Consider the following 13,720-nt stretch of genomic DNA (forward strand, 5'->3'; position numbering starts at 1 on the left):
AAGTGGCTCGATGTGTTTCACTATGCAGTGATTTCGTGGTCGCTGCCGGTAGTTGAGGACATGATTGAAAATGTTCCAAACGCTCGAGGCCTTTCTGACTGGATTCTCCGCCGTTGTTTCAACGGCCTTGCTGCTTGTCCTGATGGAGCGAGTCAATCGCAGTGTTGTCCCGGCATGGTTGCGAGTGCTGGTATTTGGTGGCTGGCTATGGCATGCTGGATGTTTCCTGCACGTTATGCTTGCGGATTCGAGTGGACTTCTGGCATTGCGGCTCGATCAGCTGGTCATTGTGACGATGTGTGCGGGACTGTTGCTGATGCCATCCGGAATGCTGCATGCTGCATTCCGGCTGAAGCAGTCAGGTTTGGATCCTCGTCCCGAATTTGACTGGCGATTTACGCTTCTGTATCTGCCGGTTCTCTGGTTACCCGGGCTGATCCTGCTGGTCACCAGAAATGTCTCCCGGGACTTTCTGACTGTCGTTGCTCCGATGATTCCGCTCTATCTGGTCTGGTTGTTTTCCGCGGACCTGATGGCTGCCGTCTTGTTCTGGAAAGTTCGCAATTCACTTTCCGCCCCATCAGCCCCCGCTTTCTTTTCGCGATTGATTGCTGCATTAGTCCTCACGACATTAAGCGTGATCCTCTACTGCACCGTCGCAACAGACACGCCGATTGACCGGTGGCTTCGGCTGACAACGACGTTACTTCCTTTAATTCCAGCCCTTTTATTCGTCTGGTACACGCTGCGCCAACGACTGCTGCCACTGGTCCTGGAAAGAACCATTCTTTACGGGGCAGCAATTGTGGCCATTCTGATGGTGCACCGCCTTGTGGTAACACCGATTTCAGCTGCCGTGGAACGCACAATTGATCTGGACTTTGTACTTATTGAATCACTGGCTGTACTGCTGGCCGTCCTGGCCTATACGCCGGTTCGCGCGCGAGTTCGCGAGGCTTTACGAAACCTGGTTAGCCGCGATTTGATGCAAACACGCGAAGCCGCTCGGCGGATTGCGGTGGATCTCTCTCGTCGATCCGGAGACTCCCCCAATGAAATCATTCATTGGTTTCAAAGTGTCATCCAGTCCACTTTCAACGTGCGTTCATGCCGCATCGAAATGTGGGGAGAAACACATCTGAATCGTGAGACAGAAGAAATACTAAAAGCCCTGCAATCACTGGACGTTCCGTGTCTGGATCGCGGCGATGATCTGAACGACGCTGTTGAATCTGCGATGGTGCGTTCCGAGGTAATGTGGGCCGTTCCTATTCGTTTCCAATCCGTTGACGGTGCAGTACTGCTTGGTGCCCGCAACCGAAATGACCGACTTGGTATCGAACAGCTTTCTACCCTCAGAATGCTTTGCGAACAATTTGCTGCGACACTTCACAATCGACAAGTCGATCTGAAACGTCTTGCAGCAGAACGTAAAGCGATGCAGGCGGAGAAACTGTCTGTGCTTGGTCTGATTGCCGGCTCTCTGGCACACGAGATCAAGAATCCGCTCTCTTCCATGCAGACAATTGCTCAAGTGGTGCTGGAAGACCTGGGGGAACGTCATGAATGCGCGCAGGATATTCAGTTGATCCTGACCGAAATTGACCGTTTGAATCAGACAACAGGTCGATTGCTGGAATACGCCCGGCCAGCCAATGCCGACACCGCATACTGTCGTCCGGATCACATTGTTCAACGGCTCCTTCACATTCTGTCGATCCTGGCACGACAGTACCACGTTGTTTTGATCACGACACTTCAGGCGACAAACATTGTCGTTTCCGGCAGTGAAGAAGCCATGTGGGAAGTGTTGTTCAATCTGATCAAGAACGCGATTGAAGCTGTTCGCGACCAGGCGGATGGGGTTGTGTCAATTTCTTCGTCAGTGAATTCTGTTTTGTCAGAGTCCATTGTTGGTGATGGCCATCGAGTTATCAAACTTTGTGTCACAGACAATGGACCGGGAGTTCCGCCGGGAATGCTTGATGGTATTTATGAGCCCTTCGTGTCTTCAAAATCAAATGGCACAGGCCTTGGACTGTACATCGCCGCAGAGAGAATTCGTGAAATGCATGGTTCCATCCGCTGCGAGTCGGTCCCCACGGGAGGCACCGTCTTTAGCATCGAATTACCAGTATTCGAAGAGTGATTCTTTCAGAGAGGCTCTTCGTTGGCACGAAATCATCGACCGCAACGATCAAAAAAAACGGGCAGCGACTGTATCATTACGCTGCCCGCTTCGGGGATTGCCGTTGATTGCAGTGGATGACTGCCTGGTTGAATCAGGCAAACAACGCCGGAATCACGTTTCCATCCCGAACGATCATGACCGGTCGGCCGGTTGATGTGTGATATTCGGTTGTATGATCGATCCCCAGAGCGTGGTAGAAGCTCGCCGCCACATCATCCGGTTTGAAACCTTCATCGACGGGCAGACTGCCCGTGGCATCGCTTTCGCCCAGGACTTGTCCGCCTTTGACGCCGCCGCCAGCCATCAGCATGAACATATTGCGTGGATAGTGGTCGCGCCCAACACGCTCGTTATTGATCTTTGGAGTTCGACCGAATTCGCCGGTGACGTACACGACGGTTGAATCGAGTAAGCCCCTTGCGGCGAGGCCGTTGAACAAGCCAGACAAAGCTTCATCCAGAGCGGGCAGCTGTTTCGTCTTCAGCACATTCCAGTTGTCGCGGTGTGTGTCCCAGCCTCCATTGGTGACCGTGACGAAACGGACCCCGGCCTCAACCAGTCGCAAGGCGAGCAAACAGCTCGATCCAAATCCAGACTTGCCGAATTGTTCAGCAAACGCAGGTGATTCCTTACTGATGTCGAATGCATCACGGGCACGTGTGGAAGTGATCATGGTGTGGGCCTGTTGCCCAAACTGGTCGAGCCCATCCAGCAGTTGATCCTGTTTTTCAAACTCTCCGAAGGTTCGATCGAGTGAGCTGAGCAGGTTCTGTCGCTTTTCAACATCCTCAATTGTTACGCCGCTGGCGAGTGACATTCCACGCACGCGATACGGCGTGCCAATTGTTGGTGTGGAAGTGGTGTTCATCGGGGCGTAACGAACACCCAGATAGCCGGGTCGCTGAGCGCTCTTTGGAATTGCAACAAAGGTTGGCAGTTCAGGGGGCCCTGAAAGCTCTTTGCTGACAACAGCGCCGTAGCCAGGAAATTCCAGCGATGGCAGTGGCCGGTTTCCGGTGTTGACGTATTCGGTGCCCAGTTGGTGAGCGGCGACTGCATGCGTGACGCCTCGGAGCAAGGTAAACTTGTCCATGCTGGCTGCCAGTTTTGGCAGGTGTTCTGAAATATAGATCCCGGGAATATTCGTCTGAATGGGAGAGAACTCTCCTCGATATTCATCCGGAGCATCAGGTTTGAGATCGAAGGTGTCCATGTGCGACGGACCACCATTCAGATTCACAAAGATCGCCGCCTTTGCTTTCGCTCCCGGCTTGAGGGATCCCGCTTGTGCCATCTGAGCATACGTTGCAAGCGACAGACCGGCTCCTCCGGCAACGCCTGCTCGAAGGAAATCGCGGCGTCCAACACCATCACATGTTCTGAAGAATGCCATTGTTATAACTCCGTAGAGAACAAAATTCTGAATCAGAAGAGGCGATAAACTCGCTCAATTAACTAGTGGTTGACAATAAACTCTTTGGTATTCAGTAAAGACCAGACAACGCTCCGCAGACCGTCAATCGGATCGTCTGCCTGTTCGATAAATTGCTGTGCAATCTCCAGCTCGCTGGTTTCAGGCTCACGAGAGAGCGAGCGAAGATATGCCTCAGTGACAAGCTTCACGGAATCCCAGCCTTTGGGGAGGGCCGTTCTTTTCGTTGCATGATCATCAGACACTTTCGAGTCTGAAATGTCTGCCAGCCCGTTCGATTCGGCCTGATCCTTCAGTCGGCGCAGCTGGGCCTGCAGCCGGTCAATCTCTTTCTGGTTTTCGGCTTTCCTGGCTTTCTCCAGGTTCCGCCGAATCAGCTTGACCTGATTCTGATAACGCTCTTTCGCCTGCTCCAGGCGTCGTGACGCTGCAGCTGCCTGAGCATCATTTCCAGAGGCCGAGAAATTCAGGTTGTGTTGCTTCGCAACCTCGGCGAGCCATCCTTGACGGTCATCCATCATTGCCAGAAGTTGCCCATCGTTGCGAATGAAGATTGTCTGAAGCAGACTTGGTTCTGAGGAGCGATCGCAATCACAATTGCTTTCTCGAATCGATCGCCCGAAAACGGTCAAAGCGTACGCAGCAGCACTCCGGTCCTGACGAGAATTTGCTCCGGCAATGGCCAGTGCCCGGTCATCAAGACTCGAAACAATAGCCTGATTCGTTTCGTTGTTTGCCAGAGCCTGGGCCATCATATCCCAGACGACTTCGGCTGGCAGCCGGCGGGGTATGGCACGTGCGAAGTTCTTTTCATCAAGTCGATTGGTCGCGTTGGGAACCCAGCTCAACTGATAAGTACGGCTATTCAGAATCGATCGATGAACCCACTTCATATCAAAGTCGTTCTCAATGAATCCCTTTGCCAGGTAATCCAGCAGTTCTGCATTGCTCGGTGGATTGGCAAGATTCAGGTCATCGGATGGATGCACGATGCCGCGATTGAAGTAGCTCGCCCAGACACGATTAACAAACGCCTTTGCAAACAGGGGGTTCTCTGGAGAACGAAGCCAGTCCATGAGTGGCTTTCGGACGTCTTCGTAATCTGCAAGCTGAATGACTTCCCCGCCGAGTAATTTTGCTGTCGGGCCGGCGTTCGGAGCGGCTTCGCGTCTTCCTTTACCCTTTGCTCTCGCATTGGATGCAACAGGAGTTGGAATCACTTCTCCGAATGGAACCGTCTTTCCTTCTCGCAGTAGTTTCGCAAACTGATTTCGCAGCTGGTTACCTTTGAGTCCATCGGTACCGGACAGCTGGGCTGTCATTTCGTTGTACTGCTTGCGGATCCCATTGTGAGGTGCCGTCGAATTACCGTTGGTGTTCTTGAAGAAGCCTTCGAACTGCTTGAAATCGTCCTGTGTCCACTGATCAAATGGATGCTTGTGACACTGCGCGCACTGGATACGTGAACCCAGGAAAGTGTAAGCAAACCCGATGACTCGATCTTCTGAGGTCCTGAAGTTTCGGCGAGCCCAGTAGTGGGGCAGGAACGAACGATCGGCGAATTCGCCTTTCGGCTGTGGCCGATTCAGGTCGCTCATGTTCTGGCAATACTCTTCATACGTTTCGCCCGGTTCGCGGCTGACGGCCAGTACGATTCCTTCGACGATGTCGTCATAACCAGCGTTCTCCTGCACTCGTTTGAAGATCCAGTCGTACCACTGCTGGGAGGCGGCTGATCGAACAGGAGTCACGTTGTTCAATTGTTCGTCGCTATTGCCGGTGAAATCGCAAAGCTGTGTTGTCCACCAGGCCACATAACCGGGGCGTTCGAGCAATTCGTCGATCTTGCGGGAACGCTTATCGGGAGAAGTGTCGGCCAGAAAACTTCGAACTTCATCGGGAGTTGGCAGCGTGCCTGTGGCATCCAGACTAGCGCGACGCAGGAATTCAGCATCGGTACAGAGGTCGGACTGTACAACTCCGATCTTACGGAGTTTCTGCACGATCAGTTCATCGACCTTTGTCGGCGTTGGAGTCTCCGGATAGTTTTCGCCAATCCTGTCGGTGACGGGACGCATCACCGGAATCGGAATCACTGCGCTGTCATAAAACACCACAACATGGGTATCACCAGTGGCTCCGGACAGGACTTTGCCTTCTGCATCAATATCAGCAATCAGGTCATCATTCGTCTGGAATCGGCAGAGTGTAGTGACATCCTCACGAGATCCATCCGCCCAGACTGCGACCGCTTTCAGCTGCGTACTTTCACCTTCTGCCTGAAACTGAATCTCCCGTGGAGTCACTTCAAGGGATTGAAGTTTAATCGGATCGCCATCTATTCCCGCGGATCCATTTCTGATCCATGAGAGGAGCAAATGGTGCTCCCAGCTTCCCTCGTTCAGGCGACGCCCACCCTCGTGAGGATCCTGCATTAACGGTTTTGTGAGAATCAGACTTGCCGTGGCATCATCCGGATCGATCCGTCCGGTGAGTTCATCGTGATCCGACTTGAAGTCATAGCCAAACAGAGAAAGACGAAACCCGCCTCGTCCCTGAAACGAGCCATGACACGCGCGGCCGTTGCATCCAAGTTTGCCAAGCAGTGGAGACACATGCTTTTGAAAGTCGGGAGAATCCTGAAACGCTGCGTCGCCGTAGCGTACGGCGACCGAGGCCATCTCGTCCTTATCGGCGGCGTGGGAAGCGGAACTTCCGATTGCTGCTGAGAGCACCAGCGCCGTCAACCCGAATCCAAACCTGGTGTACGTCAGGCAAGACCTTAGAACCATCATTCAAACACCTCATTGCGTGAGTTAAAATTCACGTTCGTCTTATTCGATCGGTTTCAGTCAATCGACTTGTTTTGATTCTTGAGCGGGCTGACCCACCCGTGGCTTTTCGCCGACAGACTTTCTTGCAGCTCCTGTCTGACGAACAAGCCGTTGCCATTCGTCATCGACCTGCTGATCCAAATTACTTTCCACCGCATTAATCTGATCCGTTGTCGCTGCCAGTCTTTCCTCAAGTCGCTGCCGATCCTGCCGCATCTGTTCCAGCCGCAGTTCGCGACGCTGCCGTAGTAACTTGCGAATCTGTACTTCCAGTTCAGGATCTCTCGACATCACCCACCTTGCGGTCAACAGGCGAGCTTTGGATTCAAGTTGCCATGATGCAAGATCGGATTTGTATCGCTGTGGAGTTCGTTCGAGACTGCGTTCAAGACGAGTGATCTCAGCAGAAAGCTGTCGAATGGCCCGCTCAAACTCATTCGATTTGGCTGATTGCAGATGACGAAGCAGAACAGCCAATTCCGGGTGGTGCTTGTCAGCAAAAGCCAGCACCAGCTCCGCATCTATCTTCTCTGCCTTCTCGGGAGCTTCAGACTTCGGGCTTCGGACTGTCCCGGCATCCGGTGTGCAGCTCGAAACACGGCCGGTGGCAATACAGGTGACACAGAAGAACACGCCACAGCAAATCAGTTGTCTGGAGGTGCAAATCATTCTCAGAAGACCTCCCGTTTGTCATCGGCGTCGATATCGCGATGTGGCATATCGGCTGCTGCATCCAGCTGAATTGCAGCCAGTAGCCATGTTGGCACATTCAGTTCGTCTTCAATCTCCTGGTCAGGACTGTCGCCTGGCCAAATGGACGATGGTTCCTGAAATGCACTTTCAACTGCGTAGAGCGTAAGAAGTTGTTCTGCGGATCTGAGGTCGTCGCTTGACACGGAATCGGGATCCGCCGCGTCATTCTTGACATGTCCCGCCTTCGTTGACGCAGGCGACGATTGCTGGGCGACGGTTGGCGATTGAAAATGATTGTTCTCGAAACGGCTCACGAAGACGAAACCGAGTGTTAAAGCTGCGAGAGCAATGCCCATGGCCACAATGCTGGAAGATGTATTGGACCGGATCGAATACCGACTGTTCTGATGCAAAGCCGGAGATGGATTGTACTTCGTGAAATGCCATTCGTCGCAGGACATCTTCAGCGTGGACAATAAGCGTGTCGCTTCAATGACGGACTTCTGCAGCCGCTCGTCTTCGAGCAAAGCGTCTTCGAACAACTCCATTTCCGAATCAGAGAGTTCGTCCGCGATGTAGCGAAATGCAAACCACAAACGATCTGCTTCGCTCATCTTCACATCCGGGGAGTAAACTTCACGCGACATGACCACGCTGCCTGCTTCCGTCACCAAAGGTCCTGAAGTTCTGCATCATTCCTCAATTGTTCCAATCCGCGACGCATCCAGGTCAAAACGGTCCCCAGCGGAACATCAATATCCCCGGCAATCTCCGAAAAAGCTTTTCCGATGAAGATTCGCTGGTGGATGACAAGTTGCTGTTTTGGTGGAAGCTGTGCGAGGCATTTCCTGACCTTCTCGATAACCTCTTCCCTCATTGCACTTTGCTCTGCCGACCCACAAGAACCAAGTAAATCCTTCAGCCACTCGAAAGAGCCCTGTTCCACTGCTTTCTGAATTCGATCGGTATCTCTCTTCGCCTCTCGACGCAGTAAACGCGCTTCATTGACCGCAATCCGAAACAGCCAGCCTCTCAGAGTCTCTTCTCGTACCTGAAAGGACGCCTGCATCGCCTTCACTACAGTGCGCTGATAGGCTTCTTCTGCCAGATCTTTACTTCGCAACATCCCCGCCAGAAGGGATTTCAGTTCCACAGCGAAGTCGACACAGGCACGTTCAACCGCGGGATGCCGTTGTGGTGCAGGCTGTTCTTTATCCGACTCCGCCAAACGAACATCTCCAATCACAATTCTCGCTGGCGAAACTACGATGTCGCTGAGCAGCGGATTATTTCAAAATTCTTCTGACAAAGGTCTTCATGCAGAAATTCTCCGGAAAAACGCTTACGGTGCGTACCAAATTGCTTCTGCACGTCTGATCGGGAACCCCCATGTTCGACAAACTCAAAGACATGTTCAATTCAAACAGCCCCCGTGGGGCCGGAGAATACCAATCAGGCAGGGTAGGGGGATTGAACGATGCCGAGATCCTTTCGCGATGGCAAACGCAAACGGTAGATGGCCGACGGGTGGATGTCTTTCATCCTGCCCCGGTTGATTCAGCGACAAAGCCCGACGCGGCCGTGCTTTTCCTGCATGGACATGGCCAGGTGATGCTGAACGAAAACCCTGTTTACAGTCGGCTGCTCCTCGAAAATAACCTGATTGCTGTATGTCCGGATGGAAAACGAAGCTGGTGGCTGGATTTGGTTTGTCCTGAGTTCGACCAGCTGCAAACCCCTCAGAGTTGGCTGATCCAGACGCTCCTCCCATTCATCGAACAACAATTTGGAATAGCGACACCGCGAATCGCCGTGTCCGGAGTCAGCATGGGTGGGCAGGGAGCTTTACAACTGGCCTATCGGTACGCCAGCAGATTTCCAGTGGTCGCCGCAATCTCACCTGCCGTGGACTTCCACCAATTATACGGAAATGGCCTTCCACTCGATGACATCTTCCCGGACATCGAAACATGTCGGCAACACACAGTGGTGCTCAATCTGCATCCGCTCGCGTGGCCACGTTATCAGTTCTTCTGTTGTGACCCCATGGACCATGATTGGTACGAAGGCTGCGCGAGACTGGCAATGAAGCTTTCGTCATCAGGAATCCTGCATGAAAGGGATCTGGAAACATCAGCGGGCGGGCATTCATGGGACTATTTCAACTACATGGCCGCCCCGGTGTTTCAGCACATCCGAAAGGGACTATCAGGAGTGATTTAAAGCCTGCTGTATTCGCTCTTCCGATATTCCGTGATCGGATTAAGGCAACCGCCCGAATGTCATAATCGTAATGTCATCGTTTTGCGGTCGACCGTTCGCGTGTTTGCGGACGTCTGCCAGCAGGGCTTTGCCAAGCTCGTCCGGATCAGTTGAGCCGGCTCTGACGAATTCTTTGACTCGATCCTTCGTGTATAGATCTCCATCCGGGTCCATCGCTTCGTCAACGCCATCTGTTATCAGCACAAAAAGTTCACCGGGGGCTATTTTTCGCTGATGCACTTCGTATGGATAGTCATCCATAATTCCTACTGGTATGCCAATCATGGCATCCTCAAACTCTTCAACATCACCATTGGGCTTTCTGATCAGAGGGGACATGTGCCCGGCGTTCGCCAGAGTGATGGTGTTTGTCTCCAGATCAATCACGCCCAGAATATAGGTAACAAATCGCCCTTCCACCATGTTGTGACACATGTGCGAGTTGATCCTCGCGATCGCAGTGGCGACGTCGTCTGTGAACGTCATCGTATTCTGAACCACGCTGGACATTCGTGACATGATCAGCGCACCCGGGACTCCTTTTCCCGCAACATCACCGAACGAAATACAAACCTTCGTCCTGCTGATCATGAAACAATCAAAGTAGTCCCCACCGACTTCCTGAGCAGCATCGTAGGAGGCGAAGAAGCGATATCCCGGCACGTCCGGTAGTTTCTCGGGCAAAAGAGCTCGTTGCACATTACTTGCAATACGCATCTCCTTGTCCTGCTTTTGCTTGTCAAGATACGTCTGCAGCAGTCTTGCATTCTCGTACGAGTGGGCGGCCTGAGATCCGACGGCCAGAAGGATCTCCAGATCATCATCCGTGAAGCGTTTCATCGGATTCTGACTGTCCAGATTGATGACGCCAAACGGTTCGCCTTCCATGTCCAGCAGCGGCACGCACATCATTGAGTGAATCGTCAGACTCGAAATCGACTCGCTGGCGCTGAAGCGAAAATCACTTGCGGCGTCGGCAGAAAGGATGCCTGCCTTATCATTGAGCACACGCTCCAGGACCGTTCGACTTAATCGAACTGATTCATCATCGGCTTCGGATCGCCGCTTTTGGGCGGCCGGAACAAACTTTCCCAGTCGTTCGTCACGAATCATGATCGATCCGCGGTCCGCCTGAGGAAAGATGTCAAACAAAGCATCCAGGACCCTTGGGGCGATTTCGTTCAGATCAATCAACCCGGCAAGGCTTTGATTGATCTTCAGTATGCCCTTAAGCTTCTCTTCCGGGCGCACTTCCAGCAGCCCGTATCCCTTGGCTGACGCGGAGCCCATAATCGTGGACGTTCCGCCATCCGCGACATTGAGGCCGAAGTCCAGAATCGATGAGCCACTGCGGTTCAGCTCATCTTCGAAGCGAAATTTGAGTGGGCCGAGTTTGATTCGGTCTCCATCCTTGAGTGGTGACGGCTGATGTTTTTCGACCTGCCGACCATTGACGAACGATCCATTTCCGCTCCCCAGGTCTTCCAGGTAGATGCGGCCGGATTCCTGAACCAGCTGCGCGTGGAATCGCGAAACCATGTTGGAATCCAGCTGGATGTCACAGTCAGGATGCCGCCCCAGCCTCGCCGGGAATGACCCCAGTTCGTAGGGAACCGTCTGACCGTCTTTCAGGAGAACAATTCGAGCCATCGATTGCTCGCTCCGGTAAATCTTCGAGTACGGTTGAGGTGATCATTCACCAAAAATAGTTTCAACGTTACCCCGCAGAACCAGGCGTCCCAGATCGACAGCCCGATCAACAGACCAGCTACGCCCCAGGACAAACTCTTCTGCCAGTACTTTCGCAAGAATCCGTCGGTACATCGCAAACTTGGGAAGTGCAAACTCCAGCTTATACATATCACTGTAGTACCCAATTTGCTTTGTCATCGGAACTGCCTGCAGTCGACTTCGACAATCCTTCTCAATGAAGGTTGGGATGTTCGAATACCACCAGTGCCCGCTGGTAATAACATTCGGGAAGATCCAGGCATAACTGACCAGTTCCTGGTTACTTGTCTCTGACAACACTGAGATGGGGAATTTCACTTGGGGGAAGGCGTTGAACAGTCGCTTGTACTGGATCAGAGACACTCTCTTATCGTACAGGTCCTGCCCCTGAAAGACTCCGGATTCATAAACCCGTCGATTGACGCCAATCATCAGATCGAATGGCAATTGAAATTCCGCACAATACTCCGCCAGCGTCCAGAAGACGAAGTTGCTGAGGCCCCGTGCCTCATCAGTATTTAATTCTTTGCCGGAAAACACTTTCGAAACGAGTTCGTCCGATGTTCCGACGCCGACAGGCTCCGGGGAAAAATCCGGTGGCAATGAAATCGCGCAGGCGCGAGCTCCACGGGACTTGAAGTGTTGAAACAGCTTGCCAATGGCGTCTTTCAGCGACGCGGCGTTCGAAGGGGAGTCTCCGGTCGCTTTTGTCAGGCGTGCACGCACCTCCGGCTTTGTGAGATGGAATACGAGGTCGTCCGTGCGCAGGCACGGCACGTAAAGCCGGGTGTCAAACCCTTCTAACGTGTCATCGAAGTCGTTGGTCAGGTACACCTGATCGAGACCACTGCGTTCAAGGACAGTTTCTTCCCAGCCTTCAGACTGCATCTGCGCCAATGCAGTGTCATACAGTGTTTCCCAGTTGCCGGTTGTGATCCGCTCCTCCTGAAAATTGAAGAAAACCTGACACATTTCCAGCAGCCAGCTGTATTGAGCGGTGTTTTCGATGGTTGACAACCACGGTACAAGTCGTCCCACCTTTTCTTTGGGCGAAATTCCGGCTTCTTCGATTTGTTCCTTCGGCAGTCCCGCCGAATGCGCAAGCTCTGTGTAGTAGTGGTAGCCAAGTATGTCTGCCAGCGTTTCAGATGCGGCGGAATGGGGATTGATGTGTGAATGCGGATCGATCAACCGCATTTCCTGAAGCGGCGAAAGAATCTCTTGTATCAGTGAACTCGACATAACGGTCCCGAATCTTACGTTGAACCTGGTAACTTGCCTTTTGCCCCACGATCGGGGATGTTGTCCTGTCCGGCAGTGTCGTAAGCACCGCGCTGAATCGCAAGACAGCCGAATCACTTTTCCGTCGGACACTTTGAAGCGAGAACAATAAGCGAGAATCTGATGCGAACCCTTTCGTACCTCACTGAGATGATTCGATACCCGTCCGTCAGTTCCGAATCCAACGTCGCTGTGACGGAGCACGTTGAAAGTTGGCTCGTCGAGCTCGGCTTCGAGGTAGAACGGGTTGACTACTCCGATGACAACGGTGTTCGAAAGGCAAGCGTTTTGGGTCGAAAGGGCCCTATGGGCCAAAAGCCCGGTGATGGTCTTGCGTACTTCGGTCACACAGATGTGGTCCCTGTCAATTCGTGGAGCTTCCCCGAAGCCGGGCCATGGGAACCATTTCAGGCGGATGGTCGCCTGTACGGTCGAGGCTCCTGCGATATGAAGGGGTCTGTCGCTTGCATGCTTGCTGCGTTGGAGGCGGTCCGGGACCAACCGCTCAAGACCCCCCTTTATTTCGCGGTGACAGCGGATGAGGAGGTCGGTATGCGCGGTGCCAGGGAACTTGTCGCTTCCAGTCAGATCTATCGGGAGATTGTTCAAAACCAGTCAAGAACGATCATCGGGGAACCCACTCTGCTACAGGTGGTCCACGCCCACAAGGGAGGAAGAGCGGTCAAAGTGACATCGCATGGTCGGGCTGCACATTCCAGCACCGGGCTTGGGGTGAATGCCAACCTCGCCATGGTTCCTTTCCTTCTGGGTGTTAAAGAAATCTATGATGAAATGGAATCCTCTTCTGTCTGGCGAGACGATCGGTTCCACCCCCCGACACCAACGATGAACTTCACCGTCAACGATAACAACGGCGCGCTGAACATTACGGCTCCACAAAGCACCTGTATCGTATACTTTCGGCCAATGCCCAATCAGCCAGCTGATGAGGCTGTCGAACGCCTGCGAACACTTGCCGAGAATCTGGGACTACAGTTCGAACTTCTTTTTAAAGGCACGCCGCTCTATACGGACCCGGATTCAGCCTTCGCGAAGGAACTGGTGACTCAAACTGAGTACCCCAGCTCTCGCACAGTCGCATACGGTACCGACGGGGCTGTCTTCACAGAACTGAAGAACATTGTGGTGCTTGGTCCGGGGAGCATCGACCAGGCGCACACGGACGATGAATGGATTGCAATGGATCAATTGGAACAGGGGACGGCTCTCTACGAGAAGCTCATCCGACGCTGGTGCATCTGAAGCCACGCAAAGTTTCAAATACTCGGGAGATTT

The 13,720-nt window shown here is 53.0% G+C and carries 10 protein-coding genes; 3 read left to right on the forward strand and 7 right to left on the reverse strand.

Annotated elements, in window-relative coordinates; translation table 11 throughout:
* Positions 1 to 70 precede the first annotated feature (70 nt).
* Positions 71 to 2,149: an ATP-binding protein gene (locus R3C20_13030; GenBank protein MEZ6041424.1), complete on the forward strand. Its 2,079-nt coding sequence runs from the start codon at positions 71 to 73 to the stop codon at positions 2,147 to 2,149.
* A 133-nt stretch (positions 2,150 to 2,282) separates the two neighbouring features.
* Here the strand turns inward: R3C20_13030 and R3C20_13035 are convergent, their stop codons facing one another.
* The 5 genes from R3C20_13035 to R3C20_13055 form a co-directional block, all read right to left on the reverse strand.
* On the reverse strand, positions 2,283 to 3,584 hold the full coding sequence (locus tag R3C20_13035; protein ID MEZ6041425.1) for a DUF1501 domain-containing protein: 1,302 nt from the start codon (positions 3,582 to 3,584) through the stop codon (positions 2,283 to 2,285).
* Between the two features lie 62 nt (positions 3,585 to 3,646).
* Positions 3,647 to 6,415, reverse strand: a complete 2,769-nt coding sequence (locus tag R3C20_13040) for a DUF1549 domain-containing protein (protein ID MEZ6041426.1) — start codon at positions 6,413 to 6,415, stop codon at positions 3,647 to 3,649.
* Positions 6,416 to 6,475: 60 nt separating this feature from the next.
* Positions 6,476 to 7,126 (reverse strand): hypothetical protein, encoded by a 651-nt coding sequence (locus R3C20_13045; protein ID MEZ6041427.1) that lies wholly within the window; start codon positions 7,124 to 7,126, stop codon positions 6,476 to 6,478.
* 2 nt (positions 7,127 to 7,128) lie between these two features.
* Complete coding sequence (locus tag R3C20_13050) at positions 7,129 to 7,797, reverse strand: hypothetical protein (protein ID MEZ6041428.1); 669 nt, start codon at positions 7,795 to 7,797, stop codon at positions 7,129 to 7,131.
* Between the two features lie 20 nt (positions 7,798 to 7,817).
* The gene (locus R3C20_13055; GenBank protein MEZ6041429.1) at positions 7,818 to 8,378 is read right to left on the reverse strand and encodes a sigma-70 family RNA polymerase sigma factor; all 561 of its coding nucleotides are present in this window, start codon (positions 8,376 to 8,378) and stop codon (positions 7,818 to 7,820) included.
* A gap of 161 nt (positions 8,379 to 8,539) precedes the next feature.
* Here R3C20_13055 and R3C20_13060 point away from each other — a divergent pair, with 161 nt between their 5' ends.
* Positions 8,540 to 9,373 carry an alpha/beta hydrolase-fold protein gene (locus R3C20_13060; protein ID MEZ6041430.1) on the forward strand — a complete coding sequence of 278 codons (834 nt, stop codon included), beginning with the start codon at positions 8,540 to 8,542 and terminating at the stop codon, positions 9,371 to 9,373.
* A 39-nt stretch (positions 9,374 to 9,412) separates the two neighbouring features.
* Here R3C20_13060 and R3C20_13065 read toward each other — a convergent pair whose 3' ends face one another.
* Positions 9,413 to 11,062: a SpoIIE family protein phosphatase gene (locus tag R3C20_13065; GenBank protein MEZ6041431.1), complete on the reverse strand. Its 1,650-nt coding sequence runs from the start codon at positions 11,060 to 11,062 to the stop codon at positions 9,413 to 9,415.
* 42 nt (positions 11,063 to 11,104) lie between these two features.
* A complete protein-coding gene (locus tag R3C20_13070) occupies positions 11,105 to 12,385 on the reverse strand; it encodes a glucuronate isomerase (GenBank protein ID MEZ6041432.1) in 1,281 nt (426 codons plus the stop codon).
* Positions 12,386 to 12,547: 162 nt separating this feature from the next.
* Here R3C20_13070 and R3C20_13075 point away from each other — a divergent pair, with 162 nt between their 5' ends.
* Positions 12,548 to 13,687, forward strand: a complete 1,140-nt coding sequence (locus tag R3C20_13075; GenBank protein ID MEZ6041433.1) for a M20 family metallopeptidase — start codon at positions 12,548 to 12,550, stop codon at positions 13,685 to 13,687.
* Positions 13,688 to 13,720: the final 33 nt, after the last annotated feature.

The sequence above is a fragment of the Planctomycetaceae bacterium genome, assembly GCA_041398825.1.
Taxonomy (GTDB): domain Bacteria; phylum Planctomycetota; class Planctomycetia; order Planctomycetales; family Planctomycetaceae; genus F1-80-MAGs062.

Coding starts and splice junctions, on each gene's coding strand:
- R3C20_13065 (MEZ6041431.1), bottom strand. CDS start 11,062: ATGGCTCGAATTGTTCTCCTGAAAGACGGTCAGACGGTTCCCTACGAA.
- R3C20_13060 (MEZ6041430.1), top strand. CDS start 8,540: ATGTTCGACAAACTCAAAGACATGTTCAATTCAAACAGCCCCCGTGGG.
- R3C20_13045 (MEZ6041427.1), bottom strand. CDS start 7,126: ATGATTTGCACCTCCAGACAACTGATTTGCTGTGGCGTGTTCTTCTGT.
- R3C20_13050 (MEZ6041428.1), bottom strand. CDS start 7,797: ATGTCGCGTGAAGTTTACTCCCCGGATGTGAAGATGAGCGAAGCAGAT.
- R3C20_13075 (MEZ6041433.1), top strand. CDS start 12,548: ATGCGAACCCTTTCGTACCTCACTGAGATGATTCGATACCCGTCCGTC.
- R3C20_13040 (MEZ6041426.1), bottom strand. CDS start 6,415: ATGGTTCTAAGGTCTTGCCTGACGTACACCAGGTTTGGATTCGGGTTG.
- R3C20_13030 (MEZ6041424.1), top strand. CDS start 71: ATGTTCCAAACGCTCGAGGCCTTTCTGACTGGATTCTCCGCCGTTGTT.
- R3C20_13035 (MEZ6041425.1), bottom strand. CDS start 3,584: ATGGCATTCTTCAGAACATGTGATGGTGTTGGACGCCGCGATTTCCTT.
- R3C20_13070 (MEZ6041432.1), bottom strand. CDS start 12,385: ATGTCGAGTTCACTGATACAAGAGATTCTTTCGCCGCTTCAGGAAATG.